Origin of the sequence: Asinibacterium sp. OR53, from assembly GCF_000515315.1 — a bacterium.
Taxonomy (GTDB): domain Bacteria; phylum Bacteroidota; class Bacteroidia; order Chitinophagales; family Chitinophagaceae; genus Sediminibacterium.
In genome coordinates this window covers 3054446-3075846 of record NZ_KI911562.1, presented here as the reverse complement: position 1 = coordinate 3075846, position 21401 = coordinate 3054446, and the positions used below count along the sequence as shown (strand labels likewise).

The window sequence follows — 21401 nt, the reverse complement described above, 5'->3', positions numbered from 1 at the left end:
TCAAATCATAGACTGCTTATGCCGAATTCTTTATTCAGAAAAAAATCGATCAGCAAGATCATGGCCGAGGTCAATGCCGGTGAAGGTGATGGCCACAGTGGCCACCTGAAAAAAGTGCTAGGGGTGAAGGACCTTACTTTCCTGGGTATTGCCGCCGTGGTCGGGGCTGGTGTATTCTCTACCATTGGTGGGGCAGCTTATAATGGAGGACCGGGTATTTCTCTTCTGTTCGTCATTACAGCTGTCACTTGTGGCTTCTCTGCCTTGTGTTATGCCGAATTTGCGAGCCGTGTACCTGTTGCCGGGAGTGCCTATACTTATTCTTATGTGACTTTCGGAGAACTGGTGGCATGGATCATTGGCTGGGCACTGATACTGGAATATGCCATTGGTAACGTGGTGGTGGCTATTTCCTGGAGCGGTTATTTCAATAACCTGCTGGTGAATGTTTTTCATATCCATTTGCCCGACTGGTTATTGGTGGATCCTAAAACGGCCAATACCGCTTTTCATACGGCTTCGCAAGCACTTGCATCCGGCGCAACACTTACGCCGGACCAACTGAAGAGTTATCAATTCGCTGTACAGGCATATAACAACGCACCGGTATTGGGCGGCTGGCATATATTTTTCAACCTGCCTGCTTTCTTTGTAGTGGGTTTCATTACCTGGCTTACCTATATAGGCATCAAAGAAAGCAAGGAGTCTGCCAACTACATGGTGATCTTTAAAGTAGCGGTGATCATCTTTGTGATCATTGCGGGCGCTTTCTTTGTAGATACCAATAACTGGAAGCCCTTTATGCCCAATGGTTTCACCGGCGTTTTGAAAGGAGTATCGGCTGTGTTTTATGCGTACATCGGCTTCGATGCTATCTCTACAACGGCGGAAGAATGTAAGGATCCGCAACGTGATATACCCAGGGGTATGATCTATTCACTCATCATTTGTACCGTATTGTATATCCTCATTGCCATGGTGTTAACGGGGATGGAACATTACGATCATTTCATGGGTGTGAGCGACCCGTTGGCTTTTGTATTCAAACACCGCGCACCCTGGATTGAGAAGATCGTATCGGTAAGCGCTGTGGTGGCTACTACCTCTGTGTTGCTGGTGTTTCAACTGGGACAGCCCAGGATATGGATGACCATGAGCCGCGATGGATTGCTGCCCAAACGTTTTCAGAAAATACACCCCAAATACCAAACCCCTTCATTCGCAACCATCGTTTCCGGGTTGATGGTGGGTACCGGAGCCCTGTTCGCTGAATCGGAGCTGATGACCAACCTTACCAGCATCGGCACTTTGTTCGCATTTGTACTCGTTTCCGGTGGTGTACTGTTATTACCTCCGCAAACGGAAGGAACAGGCAAATTCAAACTGCCCTATATCAATGGCAAATTCCTGATCCCTTTATTGCTGGCTCTTTTCGTATATCTTTTCCGTGACCGGTTTTTCAGTTCCATTCAACACATCGGAGAGGAAAGCTACCAGGAAATACTATTCCTTGTATTTCTATTGATCGCAGTAATACTCGCCGTGCTTACTTTCATCAGGAACTATTCATTCATTCCCATCATGGGGGTGTTATCCTGCCTGTACCTGATGATAGAGATACCTGTTGTAAGCTGGGAATGTTTTTTTGCCTGGATGGGACTGGGGCTGCTCATTTATTTCTTTTACGGACGTCGCAACAGCGTGCTTGCTGCGCAGCAGGGGTAGATTCTTTATTTTTGCAGCATGAAATACCAGGTAGGCGACGAGATCATTGTGCTTCACTCGAACGAGGAAGGAAAAGTGATAGAGGTCATGAATGATAAGATGGTGCTCATTGAAGTAAGGGGCGTGAAATTCCCTGCTTATATGGACCAGATCGATTTCCCCTATTTTAAAAGGTTCACGGAAAAAAAACTGGTACCGGAAAAAAAGCAGGCACCCAAAACTTATATCGACCAGGTACCCAAAGAAAAGCCGCAACCCAACCAGATACAAGTGGCCAACGGCGTATGGCTCACATTGGTTCCCAAATTCGCGCTGGACGATTTCAACGACGAAGTAGTGGAACTGCTGAAAATATACCTGGTGAACAGAACGGACAAAGCCTATCGTTTTGTTTACAAGCAGCAGTTCTTCAACGAAACGAATTTTGAACTGGAAAATGAAGTACTGGCTTTCCATGATTTTTACCTGCACGATATTCCTTTCGAAGCGGTGAATGACAGTCCTTCTTTCAGCATAGATTTTTCCCTTGCAAAGCCTGAGAAAAGAAAAGCATCGCATTTTGAAACGCAGCTCAAACTCAAGACCAAGCAACTGTTCCGGAAAATAGAAGAGCTGAAAGAAAAGAATGAGCCGGTGATTTCTTATCCTTTATTCGATACTTATCCCGACCAGGTGGAAGACGATAAACCCGAATGGAGCAGCTTAGCAGCCAAGGGTTATAAAGTGTATGATGCTTCGAAAGTGCGCCAGCACCTGCCGCCCGCGCGTTCGGTGGTTGACCTGCACATAGAAAAGCTCACGAATGACTGGAAACAGCTCAGCAACTTTGAGATCATCACCATTCAGTTAAAAGAATTTGAAAAATGGTATGAGCTGGCCATAGCGCACCGGCAACCTTCACTGATCATTATACATGGCGTAGGTACCGGCAAGCTGCGCGATGAGATACACGACCTGCTGAAGAGCAGGCGGGAAGTAAAACATTTCATCAACCAGTACGACCCCCGTTTCGGTTACGGAGCCACTGAAATATTCTTTCAATATTAGATTCTGTACCTTTGTAGTTCCACTTGCCCGAACCATCGTCTCGTATATACGGGAAGGAAAGTCCGGACAGCGAAGGGCAACCCACCGGTGAACAGCCGGCTCCCGTTGCAGAACGGGAAGAGACAGTGCCACAGAAAATAACTGCTCCATTCAAACGGAGTAAAGGTGAAAATGTGAGGTAAGAGCTCACATCCCATGCTGGTAACAGTATGAGAGGGTAAACCTTGGGTGCTGTAATGCCATGTATAGGAACGTTTGAAGACGGCCCGTCTGAGTTCCAGGGTAGGCAGCAAGATCGCAACAGTAATGTTGCGGCCAGATAAATGATGGTTTAGAAACAGAATCCGGCTTACGAGGCAAGTGGTTTTATGTTGGTCGTCATCCTGAGCGAGCGAAGCGAGTCGAAGGATCTGCTTAAAGTTTCATTATCTTCGCCGCATGACACAAGAACAGATTAAACTTATGAGGGACCGCGTGCTTGTCCTGAGGAGGTTTCTTTGACGTCGAGAACCGCACCTACAAAGTAGAAACAGATCGACAGCTTTCCCTTTCGCCGGGCTTTTGGGATGATAACGCCAGGGCCACGGCCATCATGAAAGAGATCAAGGTAAATGAATACTGGTTAAAACTCTATAAGCAGGTAGAAACTGCTGTGGAGGATTTTGCCGTATTATTCGATTTCTGGAAGGGAGGAGATGCCAGTGAAGAAGAAACCAAACTGGCTTATGAAACAGCACTGGAAAGAATTGAAGAGGCTGAATTCAAAAGTACACTCAACAGGCCGGAAGACGAATTGCCTGCTATCCTGCAGATCAACCCCGGCGCAGGTGGTACCGAAAGCCAGGATTGGGCACAGATGCTCATGCGCATGTACCTGATGTACGGAGAAAAACAAGGCTGGAAAGTTACAGAGCTGGATTTGCAGGAAGGCGATGGCGCCGGTATCAAAAGCGCCACCTTGCAATTCGACGGCGATTTTGCTTATGGATTCTTGAAAGCAGAGAGTGGCGTACATCGCCTCGTACGCATATCTCCATTCGACAGCAATGCCAGGAGACATACTTCTTTCGCTTCTGTATTCGTTTACCCGTTGATAGACGACAGCATCGAGATCAATGTGAACCCCGGAGACCTCGAATGGGCTTTTTATCGCAGTGGTGGCAGCGGCGGACAAAACGTTAACAAAGTTGAAACAGCTGTCCGGCTGAAGCACATACCCAGCGGCATCATTGTAGAATGTCAGCAGGCACGTACACAAGGAGAGAACCGCGAACTGGCTTTGAAAATGCTCAAGAGCCGCTTATACGAAGAAGAACTGCGCAAACGCCAGGAAGCTGTAGATGCAGCCAACGCCGGCAAAAAGAAGATCGAATGGGGCAGCCAGATACGAAGCTATGTATTCCATCCTTATAAAATGATCAAAGACCATCGTACCGACTACGAAGTAGGTAATGTTGGACCCGTGATGGACGGGGAGTTGGATGGATTCATCAAAGCTTACCTGATGCAGGAGAAGGAGGAGAATTAAAAAGCCAAACATATCCAACAACCATTGCCAGCAGTGATGCGATGAGGACGGATATTTTAGCAATGTCCTGAACGTTATTGTCATCAAATGCGAGTGTAGCGATGAAAATGCTCATGGTAAAGCCTATGCCTGCCAGCATAGATCCTCCCGCCAGTTGATACCAGTTGGTTGAAGAAGGTAGTACCGCCCATTTTTTTCGCACCAGCAAATAACAGGCAGTGCAAATGCCCAATGGTTTGCCAATGCAAAGGCCGGTAATGATACCCCAGCTAAGGCTTCCCGATAAAGCATGCAAGCTATTATCGGGAAGCCTTATTGCTGTATTAGCCAGCGCAAATAGCGGCATCACAATAAAATAAACGGGCAGGTGAAATTTCAACTCCAACCGTTCTAATTGTTTCACGGGAACCAGCAATGCCAAAACAACACCGGCCACGGTAGCGTGAATGCCCGAATTGAACATGGCATACCAGAGCAGGATACCCAATATCCAATGCATCCAACCGAAAGGTATTTTCTGGTAATTGAGCAACCATAAAAGACCCACTGTCAACAGGCAGATCAACAGGTATCCGGCCTGTAGCTGGCCTCCATAAAAAATGGCGATCACAATAATGGCGCCCAGGTCATCGATGATGGCCAGCGCGGTCAGGAATATTTTCAATGCTACCGGTACCCGCTTGCCCAGCAATGATGCAATACCCAATGTAAACGCAATATCTGTTGCTGTAGGAATGGCCCAGCCATTGATGAAACTGGTTCCTTTATTAAAAAGAGCAAAGCATAACGCGGGCACCAACATACCACCCACGGCACCGAACACTGGCAAGAGTGATTTTTTGATGGATGCCAGTTCCCCGCATACCAGTTCTCGTTTGATCTCCATCCCGGCCAGGAAAAAGAACAAAGCCATGAGTGCATCATTGATCACGAGCAGGGGAGAATTGGGCAGGGATAAAAAGCCTATGTGCAGGTGATGCCCAGCGGAGCCGTCGAAGCCGGCGGACCACCCATCAACATAACCACTGCTCCAGAAGCCACAGTTGGCAGCTATGAGCGATATAGCTGTGCAGGCCAATAATGTAATACCGATAGCGCGGCTATCGTTCACGAATTTAAGGAAAGGATGAATGAGTTTGGCCAGCACGTATACTTAGGATTAATTCGCTAAGATATCGAATTTACTCTTGGGGCGTTTGGTATCGTACCAATGGAAATTGCGCAGCTTGAGTTGATCGTGATTCACCTGCAACATCGGGTACATGGTTCCTTCCACCTTATTCAACAGTTTTACCTGCTTCAGTTTGCCATCTGAGAAATAAGCCTTGATCATATCAGAACTGCTTTTGTTCACACCAGCCAGGCGATGTTGATCGTCCTGCGCGTAATAGACATTCTCTGCATAATCTTTGGCTTGCAAAAAATTAATTTTTCCATCTTCGAACAGCGCATTGATGGTGTATCCTTTGATCTGCTGATAATACTCGGTACTGTCTACCCGGCTCAGGGCCATGCCGTTGTTGAACACATACAAACGCTCCGGCTTTTTATTTTTGAGGTAGAGATAGATCGTATCACCGGTGATTTGGTTCTCTTTAGCCCACACAATGGGCTCTTTGAAAAGCCGGAACACCGAATCCTGCAACGAATAAAAAAGACTGTCGCCTACCGCCTGCAACGAATCGGAAAATATCTTCACGTTGTTGTACGCTTCAAAGAATTTATCGCTGCTGCTATCAGGTTTGCCGGCAACCATTAAAGGCGCCGTGCTGTCACGCACCGGTGGTACCGGGCGGGTCTTGATCAGGTCGGAGAGGCGTGCGGTGTACAAAAGGGTGGCGCTTACAAAAATGGTATCGCGTTTTTGTTTGAGCAGCAATAAAGGTTTCTCCGTGGCCAACGCCGAATTGTTTTTCTTGTTGATCTTGATATTGTTGGCAATGATATCGGCTCCTTCGGTTGAATCTTTGCCGCGCAATACTGCATTCCCTCTCAATTCTCCCATACCGGTAGAATCATCGAAAGCCATATCATCGGCAGTGGCGGTATAGGTGCTGTCGTCTATGAAAGAACGCTCATAAAGGGTGCTCTTTTTATTCTTCTTGTCGAAAATACCATTCCGTGTTTTGATGATCCGCTTTTCATTGTAAATAGTAGTAGGACTCGTAAACGTTGAGATCTCGGTATTGGTATTGTATTGCAGCGTATCGGTATAGACTTTGTATTCCGGATCAATGAGCACCACATTCCTTTTGAAGATCACATCTTTGGTATCGCCATAATAATATCCTTCCGTACTGGTGAGTACTGTTTTTTTATTCACCAGTTTACCGCTTTTGAGATAGGTGCCGATCTTAACGGCCGCATCATACTCTAATTCATCGGTGGTCAGCGTGCTTTTACTATCGGTGAGCCTTACTTTTTTCTGCAGGAAGGCTTTGCGTTCCTTGCCCTGGTAACGCATGTACTGGGCATAGGTATGCACGCTATCGGCATCATTGATGTGCACATTGCCGAAAGCTTCCATGGTATTATTGAGCAGGTTGATCACGGCACTATCTGCATAAAATAATGTTTTATCCTGTTTCACTTCCACATGTCCGCCCAGGGAAGCAAAAGCATTCGCCGTATCTTTCTTGATATAATTGTACCGGTCGGCTTTTAATATCACCAGCGTGGTGCCCACGGCAGCAGTATCAGTGGTTGTAGTACGCTGTGCGCCGGCTATCAGGGAGCATGATAGTAGAAAGCCAATGATGATATATCGTGCACTGCTCATGGTTGTTGCCTTGAAGAATCAATGGGCAGGGGAGCAGTCAGTGGTCCGGATTTATCTTTCTTTCCGAAAACGGAAATGTTTACATAGCGTTTGGGATGCGAGCGCAGATCATCCAGCAAAATATTGGCGCTCCGCACGGTATTGGTGAGGTTATTATACAGCGCTTTATCGTTCATCAATTTACCAAATGAACCGTCTGCCGAATTGATCTTGGTGAGAATACTGTTGAGGTTTTCAACAGAAGTTTTGAGCTTATCTACCGTACCGCTGATATCTGCTTTGGCCAGGTTATCGGTAGTCTTCTCCATATTGCCCAGCAGGTGGGTGACTTTGTCGTTGTTATCGGCCAGGTTTTTGGTGAAGCTGTTTACATTGTTCATAGATGCCGCAATAGAACCAGATTGCTGGTTGAGCATGGATTGAATAGACGCTGAAGATACCACCAGGCTTGCTGTGGTTTTGTTAATGTTGGCGATCACCTCCTGCAGGTTATGTTTGGTATTGGGGTCGAAGATGGCATTGATGTTCTTGAGTACACTATCGAGCGAATGAACAGTGCTCTTGATCTGTTCGCTCACGGGACCCAGTTTGGTCATTACATCACCCAATAATCCCGCCGAAGAGGCAGTCAGCACTGTATCCCCCGAATGCAGGTATTGGTGGGCATCTCCCAGCTTGATGTTGATACTGGCGGGGCCCAGCGGGTTGTCTTTGATAGAAGCAACAGAGTTGGTGGGAATATTATAACTGCTTTTCAGCTTGATGGCAACAATGATGGAGGAAAGGTTTTCATCGGCATTTTCAATATCATAAACCGATCCTACCTGGTAGCCATTGACGAAAACGGGGTTGGATACCATAATGCCCTTGGTATCGGTGTATTTGGCATAGATGAGATTGCCGGTCTTGAACAGGGTCTTGCCTTTGAGGAAGTTAAAGCCAAGGATCAATAAGGTGATGGCGATAGCGGTCAGGGCACCCACCTTGGTTTCATTCGATATCTTCATATCATGCAAAACTAAGGGTTCTTCCGTAAGTGCCCTATTTCTGCTGCGTACTGTTGCTGCCCGATGATCGCAACTGCTTTTCCAGTGAGGATTTATAAATTTTGATAGACCGGGTGATAACGTCTGCGATCTCCTGTTGTCCTGTAGCGCTGTTCAGGTAATCTTCTTCTTCCGGATTGGAAATAAACCCTGTTTCTACCAGCACGGCGGGCATGGAAACTGCTTGTAATACCCAGATACCTTTTTGTCTTTGCTTCGCTTCGCGGCTGATGCGGCCAACTTGCTGGAATTGATTTTCAATGGTGAGGGCCAGCTTGGCACTGCGCTGGAAATACTGCTGGGTCATCACGGAAGCCAGCATGCGTTTGGTGGGATCATTGGCATCCTGCTCTTCCAGGGCTTTGATCTCTTTGAGTGAAATGCTATCCAGTGATTCATCCAAACCTTCACTGGCAGCTTCTTTTCGTTGCTCGGTTTTACCTACTCCGTAAATAAAGGTCTCTGTGCCTTTTACCGGACTGGGGGTATGCCAGTAATGATATACGGGTACTCTGCGGGTGTATTTTTTTCTTTTCTTGCCCTTGCCTTTATAGTAGGTTTCGGTTTTATGGCCTTCCAATTCCTTGTGTGTGATGGGGTCGGCAGAATTGGCATGGATACATACGAACAGATCGCCTTTGGCCTGGTTGGCAATACTGGCTTTGGTTACCACGGAATGATAAACATCGGACCGGCGCGTGAGCACTACATCCACATCGGGCAATTCATCATGCAATGCCTGCTCCAGCTTGAGGGCAACGGCCAGGGCAATGTCTTTCTCATTGGAATAGCGGCCGCGGGCGCCGTTATCATGCCCCCCATGACCCGGATCAATCACAATTCTTCTTAAAACCTGTTTCTGGTAGGGTTTACTACCATTGGAGAGAGAAAAAGAAGATAACAACAGTGCACCGAAACTTAACAAAACCAAAGCAGCATATCTACTACGCATCATATCAATACGTTAAAGGATTTTTTTTAGAATTCTATTTCCACCAATTTGACACTATTTTTGCCCACGTGAATATGTGCAAACGCTGTAAAATTAACGTAAAAACCTGGCTGTCTATTGTTGTAGCCGGATATTTGCTCATATTAATATTTATTCAGCCTGTATCGGGAGGCCCTGCTGCCATTCACCAACTTTTTTGGAATGCCGATACGACCGCGCCCCGGCCTGATACCACAAAGGGTATTGCCGATACAACCATCAGGAAAAAAACAGATAGTACCGCCCGCCACATAGATACACTGAAGATATCCAAAGATTCGCTGGATGCGCCCGTCAAATACAGTGCAGAAGATTCAGGTGTGCTGGTGGTAGACACCAAAGCTTTCTATTTGTATGGGAAGGCCAAGACCGATTATAAAGACATGCAGTTGGAAGCGGCCACCATTGGGTTTGACCAGCAAACGCAGACAGTGAAAGCATTCGGCTCGCTCGACAGCACTGGTAACCCGCTCAGTAAACCGCTTTTCCTGCAGAGTGACATGAAAACGGTGAGCGATTCCATTTTTTTCAACCTTAAAACAGGAAAGGGACAGGTTAAGAATACTTTTTTGCAGGAAGGAGAATTGTATGTGAATGCGCGGGTGCTGAAAAAGGTGAGTCCCGACGAGGCATTTGCCGGCTGGGCCCGCCTCACCACCTGTAACCTCGATACACCACATTTTGCGTTCCGTACAAGGAAGATGAAGATCATCAACAACAAACTGGGTGTATCCGGACCTGCATTTGCAGAATTCGAAGGCGTGCCGGTGCCCATTGGTATTCCCTTTGGCCTCTTCCCCTTATATAGGGGGCGTCATTCGGGTATATTGGCGCCGGCGTTTACGGCAAGTGAAGATTTTGGATTGGGATTGGAAGGACTGGGTTATTATAAAGTGATCAACGATTATGTAGACCTCACCACCAGGGCCAACCTGTATTCGTATGGGGGGTGGAACCTGAACCTGAATTCCAAATACATCCAGCGATACCATTTTACGGGGAGTGTGAACCTCACTTTTCAGAATACGAAGAGCCTGAACCGGTCTGGTAGCAGTAAGGACGAATTCAGTTCTTCACATTCATTCATGATCAACTGGAGCCATTCGCGCGATAGCCGGGCGCGGCCGGGAACTTCGTTCAGCGCCAATGTGAACTTCGGTAGTACACGCTTTAACCAGACATTGCTGAACAATCCTTTCCAGAATTTCCAGAACCAATTGAACTCTTCTATCAGTTATTCGAAAGACTGGAATGGAAAAGTGAACATTTCGCTCAATGCCAATCATAACCAGAACAGTGTAACGCGGCTGGTGAACCTCAACCTGCCTACGGCCAACGTGAACGTAGTTACTTTTTATCCCTTCCAGAAAAAAGACCAGATAGGCTCCGGAAAATGGTATGAGAAAATAGGTATCGGTTACAGTGGCAACTTCATCAACCAATTATCTTTTTACGATACCAATTTCAATTTCAGGCGCATGCTCGATACCCTGCAATGGGGTGCGCAGCATACCCTGCCCATCAGTTTATCATTGCCTTCATTGGGACCTGTAACGATCAGTCCCAGTGTATCGTATGAAGAAAGATGGTATGGCCAGCGCATCCTGCGCCATTGGGATACTTCCAGGCAGAAGGTAGATACCACGATACAAAAAGGACTGTATACGGCAAGGCAAATGAGTTTCGGATTGAGTGCCAGCACCCGCATCTTTGGTACGTACAAGTTCGGACCTCATAGCAATGTAGTAGGCATCCGGCACGAGATCAGGCCCACTATTTCACTGAACTATAAGCCCGATATGGCTTCGAAATATTTTTATAACCTGCGGATCGATTCATCGGGCAGGCAGATACGCGTTTCGCAATTCGATGGTGGCATCATAGGGCCATTTGGGGAGGGAACATTCGGAGGTCTATCTTTTGGTGTGGATAACCTGCTGGAGATGAAAGTGAAGGATAAAAAAGACAGTACAGGTAAGGCAACGCGTAAAGTAAAACTCATTGATGGTTTCGGTTTCAATTCTTCCTATAACCTGATGGCAGATAGTTTTGCGCTGAGCAATATCAATATTTATGCGAGAAGCACTCTGTTTGAAAAGATCAATGTAACGGCAGGCGCCATCCTCGATCCTTATGCTATAGACAACAGGGGCTATCGTGTTAACCGACTGATACTGGATCCTACGAAATTGAAATTCGGCAGGCTTACATCGGGTAACCTGGCTATCTCTACACAGTTCCAGAGTAAAACGAGAGATGGAAAGGATCCCAAAGAAAAAGATAAAAACATTCCGGTGGATCCTTTCATGACGCCCGATGAACAGCAGCGGCAGTTACAGTTTGCCAGGGCCAATCCGGCAGAATTCACCGACTTCGATATTCCATGGACGCTTTCATTGTCTTATTCACTCACATTCAACAATGTGTTGAAGAGCGATTATTCGGGATTTGAGACCAAGACCTATTCCAGCGCCAACTTCAATGGCGATTTCAGCCTTACAGAGAAATGGAAAATGGGCACCACAGGTTATTATGATTTCTCTACTGCCAAGTTGCAACAGTTCAGCATGTTCATCAGCCGTGAAATGCACTGCTGGCAAATGTCTATCAACGTAACGCCCATCGGATTGTACCGTTCTTTCAATATTACCCTCAATCCCAAGTCGGGCATCCTGCGCGATCTGCGCATCAACCGCAGCCGTAGTTTCTCCAGTTATTGATTTCCTTGCGATTCGAGGTATTGCCACATCTGTTGAAATACCTGTTCTTTCAATGCTTTTGCATCATTGTTTGCAGGTTGTATGGGAGGCAGAAAATGCATTTCCAGGTGATGGGGCAGGAGGAAGAAAAATTGATCTGCGGGTAATACTTTCCCCGTATAGAGGAGTATGGCAGGGATGATGGGTTTGCCGGTGTCGGCAGATAGTTTGAAAGCGCCATCATAAAAGCTCTTCAGCGGTTGCCCTGTTTTGTTGCGTGTGCCTTCGGGGTAAATGACCATATCGAGACCGGTTTGCAACACCTGCTTCATGGCTTCATAACTTTTGCGGCGGCTCTCATCGTTGCTTCGGTCTACCAGCACGCTACCGAAAGAATAGATCCATCCGAATACAGGAATGCGCGCAAAACTTTTTTTAGCAATCGTTTTATTGGCCTGTGGCATAAACGGCGTGCTTACCGGTACATCCATGAGGCTGTTGTGGTTGCATACCACGATATAGTTCTGGCCCTTCTGAAATTGTGATTTTCCTTTTACTTTCAAAGGACAGCCGATCAAAAACAGGAATACACGCATCCATCCCCTGGATACACGCCTGTGCCACCTGGCTTTGAGCGGTTCTGGCAGGAAAAAACAGGGAAGATAAAAAACCATGGCGATGAACATGGTGATGATAAACAATACCAATGCCCAGGTGGCCCAGATGCGGGCGAATACCTGTATGTAAAACGGATACCTGTTTTTCTTTGAATGCGTACTCATGAATGACAATATTACGATAAGATCATTAGGCGGGATTCCAGTCAATAGGTTCCAGTCCTTCTTTGGTCAATATTTCATTGGTTCTGCTGAAATGTTTGCAGCCAAAAAAACCTTTGTCGGCGCTGAATGGAGAGGGGTGGGCTGCCTTGAGTACGGAGTGTTTGGTCTCATCGATCAATACCTGTTTTTCCTGTGCAAAGCGGCCCCATAATAAAAATACAACGCCTTCTTTCTCCTGTGATATTTTACGGATGACTGCATCGGTAAAATCCATCCACCCGATCTTGGAATGACTGGCAGGTTCATTGGCTCGCACCGTTAATACCGCGTTCAATAATAATACGCCCTGTTTTGCCCATTTGGTAAGATTGCCGGTGGAAGGAATGGGCATGCCGATGTCTCGGTTCAACTCTTTATAAATATTGACCAGCGAAGGCGGGGGATGAACGCCATCGGGAACAGAGAAGCTCAGGCCATGTGCCTGCCCCGGACCATGATAAGGGTCCTGTCCCAGTATTACTACTTTAAGCTGATCGAAAGGTGTTTGTTCGAACGCATTGAAAATGAGTGAGCCGGGCGGATAGATCACCGCGCCGGTGGCTCTTTCTGTTTTCAGGTGGGTGGTTACCTGCAGGAAATAAGGCTTGGTGAATTCCTGTTTCAATACCTCCTTCCAACTGGGCTCAATTTTAACGTCCATAGGTCTACAGTCTGTCTGACACGAAAATACTAAAACCCATCGTCATCCCGAGCGCTTCTCGTCCGTCATCCCGAGCGTCTTGCGTTCGTCATCCCGAGCGCAGCCGAGGGATCTGCCCGATTGTTCAGCAGGTCCTTCGACTCGCTTCGCTCGCTCAGGATGACGTTCTTCGCTCGCTCAGGATGACGGGTGAAAAGAAAGTTAAAAAGATTCTGATATTTACGAAAACTTCGTAGATTTACGAAACAATCGTAATTTGCAGGGTATGGAAAAATTAACCAAACAGGAAGAAGACGTGATGCAGGCTATCTGGAGCGCAGGCGAGAATACGACCAAAGCGTTCCTCGAATACATGCCAGATCCTAAGCCGCCGTATACTACCCTGGCTTCCACCATTAAGAACCTGGAGAAGAAAGGGTATGTAGGCAGCCGGCTGATGGGGAATACTTATCTCTACACTCCGCAGGTATCAGAAGAAGTATATAAGCAAAAGCTCATGCAGGGTTTTGCGAAAAACTATTTCAATAATTCCTATAAGGACATGGTCAGTTTTTTCATCAAACAAAAAAAGCTCAAACCAAAAGAATTACAGGAACTCATTGAAATGATTGAGAAGAAATAAAATCAAAAATCAAAACAGCGATTATGTCACAGTTGTTTGATTACCTGATCAAAGCCTCACTCTGTTTGGGTGTGGTGTACCTGTTTTATTATTGGTTGCTGCGTCCGCTGACGTACTATGCATGGAACCGGTATTTTCTTTTGCTGGCCACTTCGCTGGCTTTTATTATCCCATTGTTACCGGTGGATGCGCTGATGTCTGACCAGCCTTCGGCGGCAGTTACATTCATCAGGCAGTTTTCACTGGAGAAAGACCAGGCCGCAATCGCATCAACTGCGCCGGAACGCATGGCTTTATGGCAGGTATTGCTGCCGGTATTCCTGGTGGGATCACTGGTTATGCTGGTGCGGATGCTGATGCAATTGACTTCATTGAAAAAATTGCGCCGCTCTGCGCCGTTACTGCATGAAAGGCAATATGCATTTTACCAGTTACCCAATGAACAGTCGCCCTTTTCATTCGGCAACCATGTTTACCTGAACAGGCATTTGTATAATGAAGAAGAATTTGAAAAGATCATCCGCCACGAACTGGTGCATGTACAACAAAAGCATACGATAGACGTACTGCTGATGGAATGGGTATGCATTATCAACTGGTTCAACCCATTCGCATGGCTCATCAGGCAGGCGGCCAAGCAGAACCTGGAATTCATTGCAGACGAGCAGGTGTTGCAGGAAGGACATAACCGGAAGGGTTACCAGTACCTGCTTTTAAAAGTAGCCAGGGAAGACCAGGGATTTCAACTGGCCAGTCCCTTTCTCTTCCCTTCATTGAAAAAAAGAATTGAAATGATGAACCGCGACCGTACGGCCGGTGTTCACCTGCTAAAATTCGCTGTGGTACTGCCCCTGATCGTGATGCTGGCAGTCGCTTTCGGGCAAACATCAGGTAAGCACAGCATCAAAAAAGCGGATGGTGAACCATACAATTTATCATCACTCACTTATCGTATCAATGATGCGCGTGTGGAAGCCATCGTCAAAGAAGATCAACGGAATTGCCTGCTCAAACCTGGCGCTGCGTTGAGCCTGGGATTGATGAGTAAAGAAAAAGACAGGCTCAGGACATTATTGGAACAACACGGATATGCCAACTTACCCGGTAATGCCATCCGGTTCACGATCGATACCACGCTTTCGCCGCAACGTTTTGCTGTTGAAATAGCCATTCATATTGCGAATGCCGGTATACAACAGGTAAGATTGGCGCAGGGAAACGGATACGATCAGAAAGCAAAAGACCAAACCCTCATCAAACAAGAAAAAATCATAAACAGGGTGCATTAAACAGCGGTTTCTTTAATCCAAACAAAATCCGGGATGAATTTTAAAACAGTGAATAATATCACAGGGTGGGTCGTGTGCCTGATCGCCTGTACGGTGTACCTGCTTACAATAGAAGCAGGGGGTAGTTTTTGGGATTGCGGCGAATTTGTAAGCTGCTGTTTCAAAGTGCAGATACCGCATCCGCCGGGCGCGCCGCTGTTCGTGCTCTTGGGCAGGTTGTTCATTGTGGCATTCGGAGATCATCCGCTCAATGCTGCCAAAGCCGTCAACTGCATGAGTGCCCTGGCGAGCGGGTTTACCATCCTTTTTTTATTCTGGACCATCACACATATGGCCAAAAGATTACTGTTGCGTAATGCTCCAACACTTAACAACACGCAGATCATTTCCATTATGGGCGCAGGTGCAGTGGGCGCCCTGGCTTTTACTTTTTCCGATTCGTTCTGGTTCAGCGCCGTGGAAGGGGAAGTGTATGCCATGAGTTCTTTTTTTACCGCCATTGTGTTCTGGTGTATTTGCAAATGGGAAGAGAGAGCCGATGAGCCGCAGGCCGACAGGTGGATCGTTTTTATTTTTTTTCTTATTGGTATGTCCATCGGTGTACACCTGTTGAGTATACTCGACATACCAGCCATTGTGATGGTCTATTATTTCAGAAGGAAAGACCGGTTTGAATATCGCCTGGTTAAAAAATATTTTCTGTGGGTCGTATGCATAGGTGGCATAGTGGCCACACTGGGCGCTTTGTTCATGGCGCAGCGTGACACACCGGACGGACAATCATTCGATGGAACGGTAGCCGGTTTGTTTTTTCTCGGCACGTTGTTGGTAATCGCAGGCCTGTACCTGGCAGAATGGATAGGCAAAAAACAAAAAGCCTTTTTTGGCAGCGTGTATGTTTTCCTGTTGCTAAGCTGTGCAGTGGAATTGTTTGTACAGATAGGCGTTATTCAGTATTCCATCAAAGCTGCCGGCAGTTTCGATCTGTTCTTTGTGAATTCACTGAGATTGCCGTTCTTTTCGGGATTTACTTTTTTCTTCATACTGGTAGCAGCAGGCGTATGGGCAGCTTTGCGTTATGCCAATAAAAAGAAATGGCCTATGCTCAACCTGGGACTCTGGTGTATGGTGTTTATATTGTTTGGCTACAGTCCTTATGTTACCACCATGATACGCAGCAATGCAGATCCCGGTGTGGATATGTTCAATGTAGATAACCCTATGAACCTGTATGGTTACCTGGGAAGAGAGCAATACGGAGATTTTCCGCTTTTATACGGACAAAAATTCACTGCCCGTCCCATCGATTACAAAGTGGGATCAACAAAATACGGCAAGGGTAATCATGGGCAATATGTAGAAGTGGGCAAGAATGAATATCCTGTATTTGCACAGGAAGACCAGATGATCTTTCCGCGCATGTGGGATATGAGCAACGAACAGTCGCATGCAGATTATTATGCCCAGTTCATGGGGGCACGCAAACTGAAAGACGGCAGTTACGATAGCAGTCCTGGTTTTGCAGACAATCTTTCTTTTTTTCTCCGCTATCAGAATTACTATATGTACTGGCGTTATTTCCTTTGGAACTTCAGCGGCCGGCAAAATGATGCACAGGGGTTGTTTACAGACAATGTGCGCGATGGCAACTGGATCACCGGCATACCTTTCATTGACCATATTTTTTATGGAGACCAGTCTGCACTGCCCGATAGCCTGAAACACAACAAAGCCAATAACAAATTATTCGCCCTGCCGTTGATATTAGGATTGATAGGCATGCTCTATCATTTTAAAAAGAACAGTGAACATGCTATTGTTGTAATGATGCTTTTCGTGGTTACCGGGATAGGCATTGTATTGTACATCAACCAATCGGGCATGCAACCGCGCGAAAGGGATTATGCTTATGTGGGTTCATTCTATGCATTTGCCATCTGGATAGGATTGGGAGTTTTGTATTTTACCGATAAAGCACTGAAGCAACAACGTTATGGTAAATCGCTTGCGTTGGGCGCCATTTTATTACTGCTGGGTATTCCAGCGTTGATGGCGCAACAGGAATGGGACGATCACGACAGGAGCCAAAAGCAACTGGCGCGCGATATGGCGCGTAATTACCTGGAGAGTTGTCCGCCCAATGCCATCTTATTCACTTTTGCTGATAACGATACCTATCCACTATGGTATGCACAGGAAGTGGAAGGCATACGGCCCGATGTAAGGGTAGTGATCACTACGCTGATTGCTGCCGACTGGTGCATCAACCAGTTGCGCTACAAAATTAATCAAAGCGCACCGGTGGATGTGATCTGGACCAAAGACCAGATACTGGGTGATAAACGCAGTATAGCCATTTGCCAGCCACAGCCAGGCTTTCCGCAAGACAGGTATTATGATCTGTATGATGTAATGAAAAATTATTTAGGAGATGATAGTCACCTCGATAACAGAGGGTATGTTAATTTACCGGTGACCCGTTTTTCCGTTCCGGTTAATGAACAATTGGTGCGTGCGAATGGAACAGTGAATGCAACGGACAGTGTACAAAAAGAGATGCGTTTTGAGATCACAAAGCGATACCTGTACAAGAACGATCTGGCCATATTGAATATCATTGCCGCCAACCAATGGAAGCGACCCATCTGTTTTTCCGGACCTTACGACGACCTGGGCTTTGGCAATAATTTGCGCAAAGAAGGCATGGTGTATCAATTGGTGCCGGTGCTTCAGTCACCCATCAATACAGACCGTTCCATGGATATTGTTTTGCATCATTTCAGTTCGGGCAATGCGCAAATACCCGGTGTTTATTTTGATGAACCAAACCGTCTTCAGCTCAACTTACTTCGTCGTACCATGGCAGAGCTGGCCATCGACCTCTGCGGGAAAAACCGGAAACAGGATGCCATCAAAATATTGGAAAGGGCAGATGTTTTGATAGATGAACACAATTTTCCTTACGGAATGGTGTCGAGGGGGAACGACCACAATCGGCAGTCGATGTATTTCCTCGATGCATGCTATCGCGCCGGTGATGAGCGGCTGATTCAGAAAGTAACGGCTTCATTGAAAAAAGATTTGCAGGAACAGGTGCGTTATTACCAGCAACTCGCTACTGAAAAAGCCGATGGTTTGCAATACGATTGGCAGGAAGCCAGCCGCATGCTGGAGATACTGAACAAATTAAAAACTCAAAACGAGAGGTAAAGCCATTCCTGTTGCGGCTCTGGTGGCTGCATGGTTTTTACTACTACCTGCTTGTGACCTATGAGCACCTGTATCTCATAATAACTTCCCCAAAAACTGATCTGTTGTATGGCACCTTTCACAGCATTAGCATCAGCAGCAGTTACTACGCGGAATTGTTCGGGGCGCAGGTAAAGGGGTTTCCCGTTCATAGGCAAGGTGCTTAATGAAGGGAACAGTACAACATCGGTCTTGTCGAATCTGTTGTAACTGCCAAAGAGCCCGGCTACATAATCGTTTACAGGGTTACGGTATATTTCTTGTGCGGGTGCTTGTTGTATGATCTGTCCATCTTTCATGGCAATGATCTCATCGGCCCAGGATAAGGTGTCGAGCGGATCGTGAGAAGTGAGCAGGCAGGTGATTTGCCATTCTTTGCCGATATCTTCCAGCACGCGCTTCAATATGTTTTTGTGAATGGGGTCGAGGTTGGAGAAGGGTTCATCGAGTAACAACAACCTGGGCGTTTGGGTCAGCAGCTTTGCCAATGCAATGCGTTGTTTCTCTCCGCCCGATAATTGATCATTCTTTCTTTTCAGCAGGTGATCGATGCGGCAGAGCCGGTACAATGCTTGTGCTTTTTCTTCCGGTAACTTGTTGGCATATTCGAGCAACTCTTCCATGCGGTAGTTGTTGCGCAACTCATAATGCTGCGAGAGATAAGCAATGCCGGGGTGACCCGGAACCAGTTGCTCAAGAGGACCTGTTACACGTTTTCCTTCAAACAATACCTGCCCGGCATCGGGCTGTACCAGTCCCGCTATGATTTTAAGCAGTGTGCTTTTACCGGAACCCGTTTCTCCGGCGATAGCGATCTTTTGGAAGGGTAATTGCTGAAAAGAAATATCCTTTAATGCAAAACTGCCTTGTTGCTTATTGAGGGAAGATACGGAGAGCAAATGCATGGACTAAAGGTACAACCCGCCGGGTTATTGGCACCGGAAACGTTTGCGGTATCTGAATGGGTGCGAATCTGGTTTATTGGTGTACTTTGCGGTATGTCACATTCGTTTCGTTACCAGACTTCCCGCAGCGCCGAGGAAGTGAAAAAAATGGATACCGCACAGTTGCGGAATGCTTTCCTTGTGGAGAAAGTATTTGAGAAAGATACCATCACTGCTACTTATTCCATGCAGGACCGTTTTATTGTACTGGGTGTAAAACCTGTTCAGGAAAAACTGAGTCTGCCTGCTTTTTATGAACTCACCAAGGCCGATTATTTTCTTGAAAGAAGAGAGGTCGGCATCATCAATGTAGGCGGCAAAGGAACGGTAACTGTTGATGGCGAATCATATCAACTGGACAATAAAGATTGTCTTTATATAGGTAAAGGCAAGCAGTCCGTTGTATTTGCAAGTGCAGATGCACAAGCGCCCGCTTTGTTCTATATCAATTCGGCATTGGCTGCTGCAGCTTATCCTACAACACATATCCGTAAAGCAGACATCACGCCGCTGACACTGGGCGATGCGCTGACTTCCAATTACCGCAATATTTACCAGTATATTTTACCGGGCCGCGTACAAAGCTGCCAGTTGGTGATGGGATTCACGGAGTTATTGAACGGCAGCGTATGGAACTCCATCCCGCCGCATACACATTTGCGACGAAACGAAGTGTATTTCTATTTCGACGTGCCGGAAGAGCAGGTGGTATTGCACCTGATGGGAGAGCCCACAGAAACAAGACATTTATTCATGCACAATCACCAGGCCGTTGTATCGCCCGAGTGGAGCATACATGCGGGAGCCGGAACGGCATCCTATTCATTTATATGGGGAATGGCGGGAGAGAACCAGGATTATACCGATATGGATAAACTGGAAGTAAAAAATCTCCGCTAAGCGTTATTTCCTTTTCGAGGAAGCCCGCTTAACAAGTTTGGTAGTGTACAATTTGGTTTGCGGGGTGAATGATTTACCTTGTTCAATTTGGTCGATCAGTAGCCCTGCAGCCATTTGTCCCATTTCAAAAGCCGGCTGCCGTACACTCGAAAGGGCAGGAGACATGATAGACACTACCGGTTCATCATTGAATCCCACAATAGCAATGTCTTCCGGAATACGCAGTTTCTTTGCCTGCGCTGCCACCATGGCTGCAATGGCCTGCCGGTCGCTGCAAGTGAAAATACCATCGGGCGGGTTTTTCAGCTTGAGCAGTTGTGTTATTGCTTTCACACTTTTCTCGTGGTTGAATTCGCAATACACCACCAATTGTTCATCGATGGGAATATGGTATTTCACCAATGCCAGCCGGTAACCTTCTTTTCGGCGGCTGCTGATGGATAATTCCGAAGGGCCTCCGATATAAGCAATGCGGCGGCAACCCATTTTAATGAGGTGTTCAACGGCGCCGAAAGAGCCGGCCATATTATCAACGATCACTTTTGAAGTGTTCAATTCATCGGCAATGCGATCAAACAACACCACAGGCATGCCGCTTTGCTGCAATTCCAGTATATGCTGGTAGTCTTTGGTGTGCTGCGCCAGCGATAAAATGATGCCGTCCACACTGCTGCGCATCATATCCTGTGTATTCTTGATCTCGCGTTCATATTGTTCCATCGACTGGCAGGCGATCACCGTATAGCCTCTTTTGGAAGCGGCGTCTTCGATGCCCTGTAATGCGGTGGAAAAAACATAATACCCCAGGTTGGGAACAATGACACCGATGGTTTTGGTCTTGGCTTTGACCAGGCTTAGAGCAGCCATATTCGGACGGTAATGAAGCCGCTCGGCTGTTTCTTTCACCAGTCTTTGTGTTTCCTTGTTGATCTCATGGCTCGATTTCAATGCCCTGGACACCGTGGAAGGTGAGATATTCAGCAATCGCGCGATATCTTTTATCGTAACCTGGTCGGCCATATTGTGCTGGGAAGCATTCTTGTTTGTGTGGCAATTTAAGCTATTTTTATTGGCGTTAATAACAGATTTCTTAAGTAAAG

The 21401-nt window shown here is 46.7% G+C and carries 16 protein-coding genes and 1 other RNA gene; 9 read left to right on the top strand and 8 right to left on the bottom strand.

What is annotated here, in order from left to right:
• Window positions 1-18 precede the first annotated feature (18 nt).
• From SEDOR53_RS0113590 to prfB, 4 genes are all read left to right on the top strand, one after another.
• Window positions 19-1725, top strand: coding sequence for an amino acid permease (locus SEDOR53_RS0113590; RefSeq protein WP_026770217.1), 1707 nt, complete (start codon window positions 19-21; stop codon window positions 1723-1725).
• Between the two features lie 18 nt (window positions 1726-1743).
• Window positions 1744-2772: a Smr/MutS family protein gene (locus SEDOR53_RS0113585; RefSeq protein WP_026770216.1), complete on the top strand. Its 1029-nt coding sequence runs from the start codon at window positions 1744-1746 to the stop codon at window positions 2770-2772.
• A gap of 19 nt (window positions 2773-2791) precedes the next feature.
• Window positions 2792-3140, top strand: an RNA gene (gene rnpB / locus SEDOR53_RS18745) — RNase P RNA component class A.
• Window positions 3141-3210: 70 nt separating this feature from the next.
• A protein-coding gene (gene prfB, locus SEDOR53_RS18065; protein ID WP_369751307.1) for a peptide chain release factor 2 occupies window positions 3211-4300 on the top strand; the annotation gives its coding sequence in 2 pieces (ribosomal slippage) (window positions 3211-3258 and window positions 3260-4300; 1089 coding nt in all).
• Here the strand turns inward: prfB and nhaA are convergent.
• From nhaA to SEDOR53_RS18060, 4 genes are read right to left on the bottom strand one after another with little or no spacing between them, the layout of a single operon-like run.
• The gene (nhaA, locus tag SEDOR53_RS0113575) at window positions 4263-5447 is read right to left on the bottom strand and encodes a Na+/H+ antiporter NhaA (protein ID WP_026770214.1); all 1185 of its coding nucleotides are present in this window, start codon (window positions 5445-5447) and stop codon (window positions 4263-4265) included. The genes prfB and nhaA overlap by 38 nt on opposite strands.
• Window positions 5448-5459: 12 nt before the next feature.
• On the bottom strand, window positions 5460-7079 hold the full coding sequence (locus SEDOR53_RS0113570) for an OstA-like protein (protein ID WP_026770213.1): 1620 nt from the start codon (window positions 7077-7079) through the stop codon (window positions 5460-5462).
• Complete coding sequence (locus tag SEDOR53_RS0113565) at window positions 7076-8086, bottom strand: MlaD family protein (RefSeq protein ID WP_026770212.1); 1011 nt, start codon at window positions 8084-8086, stop codon at window positions 7076-7078. Before SEDOR53_RS0113565 ends, SEDOR53_RS0113570 begins: the two co-directional genes overlap by 4 nt.
• Before the next feature lie 34 nt (window positions 8087-8120).
• Entirely contained in the window at window positions 8121-9080 is a 960-nt protein-coding gene (locus tag SEDOR53_RS18060; RefSeq protein ID WP_051416655.1) for an N-acetylmuramoyl-L-alanine amidase, read from the bottom strand.
• 131 nt (window positions 9081-9211) lie between these two features.
• Between SEDOR53_RS18060 and SEDOR53_RS0113555 the strand changes: the two genes are divergently transcribed.
• Window positions 9212-11836, top strand: coding sequence for a putative LPS assembly protein LptD (locus SEDOR53_RS0113555; protein WP_157576823.1), 2625 nt, complete (start codon window positions 9212-9214; stop codon window positions 11834-11836).
• Here SEDOR53_RS0113555 and SEDOR53_RS0113550 read toward each other — a convergent pair.
• Both SEDOR53_RS0113550 and ung read right to left on the bottom strand, forming a co-directional pair.
• Complete coding sequence (locus SEDOR53_RS0113550; RefSeq protein WP_026770210.1) at window positions 11830-12597, bottom strand: 1-acyl-sn-glycerol-3-phosphate acyltransferase; 768 nt, start codon at window positions 12595-12597, stop codon at window positions 11830-11832. The two genes, SEDOR53_RS0113555 and SEDOR53_RS0113550, sit on opposite strands and share 7 nt — an antisense overlap.
• Window positions 12598-12622: 25 nt before the next feature.
• A complete protein-coding gene (ung, locus tag SEDOR53_RS0113545) occupies window positions 12623-13297 on the bottom strand; it encodes a uracil-DNA glycosylase (RefSeq protein WP_026770209.1) in 675 nt (224 codons plus the stop codon).
• Window positions 13298-13562: 265 nt separating this feature from the next.
• Between ung and SEDOR53_RS0113540 the strand changes: the two genes are divergently transcribed.
• The 3 genes from SEDOR53_RS0113540 to SEDOR53_RS18050 are packed head-to-tail and all read left to right on the top strand — an operon-like array spanning window position 13563 to window position 18418.
• A complete protein-coding gene (locus tag SEDOR53_RS0113540) occupies window positions 13563-13919 on the top strand; it encodes a BlaI/MecI/CopY family transcriptional regulator (protein WP_026770208.1) in 357 nt (118 codons plus the stop codon).
• Window positions 13920-13942: 23 nt separating this feature from the next.
• Window positions 13943-15208, top strand: coding sequence for a M56 family metallopeptidase (locus SEDOR53_RS18055; protein ID WP_037361323.1), 1266 nt, complete (start codon window positions 13943-13945; stop codon window positions 15206-15208).
• A 33-nt stretch (window positions 15209-15241) separates the two neighbouring features.
• On the top strand, window positions 15242-18418 hold the full coding sequence (locus SEDOR53_RS18050) for an MFS transporter (protein WP_051416654.1): 3177 nt from the start codon (window positions 15242-15244) through the stop codon (window positions 18416-18418).
• On the opposite strand, the gene SEDOR53_RS0113525 is transcribed toward SEDOR53_RS18050, so the two are convergent.
• Entirely contained in the window at window positions 18403-19362 is a 960-nt protein-coding gene (locus SEDOR53_RS0113525) for an ABC transporter ATP-binding protein (RefSeq protein ID WP_026770207.1), read from the bottom strand. The genes SEDOR53_RS18050 and SEDOR53_RS0113525 overlap by 16 nt on opposite strands.
• 93 nt (window positions 19363-19455) lie before the next feature.
• Between SEDOR53_RS0113525 and kduI the strand changes: the two genes are divergently transcribed.
• Window positions 19456-20301 (top strand): 5-dehydro-4-deoxy-D-glucuronate isomerase, encoded by an 846-nt coding sequence (gene kduI, locus SEDOR53_RS0113520; RefSeq protein ID WP_051416767.1) that lies wholly within the window; start codon window positions 19456-19458, stop codon window positions 20299-20301.
• Window positions 20302-20304: 3 nt separating this feature from the next.
• Here kduI and SEDOR53_RS0113515 read toward each other — a convergent pair whose 3' ends face one another.
• On the bottom strand, window positions 20305-21321 hold the full coding sequence (locus SEDOR53_RS0113515; RefSeq protein WP_026770205.1) for a LacI family DNA-binding transcriptional regulator: 1017 nt from the start codon (window positions 21319-21321) through the stop codon (window positions 20305-20307).
• Window positions 21322-21401: the final 80 nt, after the last annotated feature.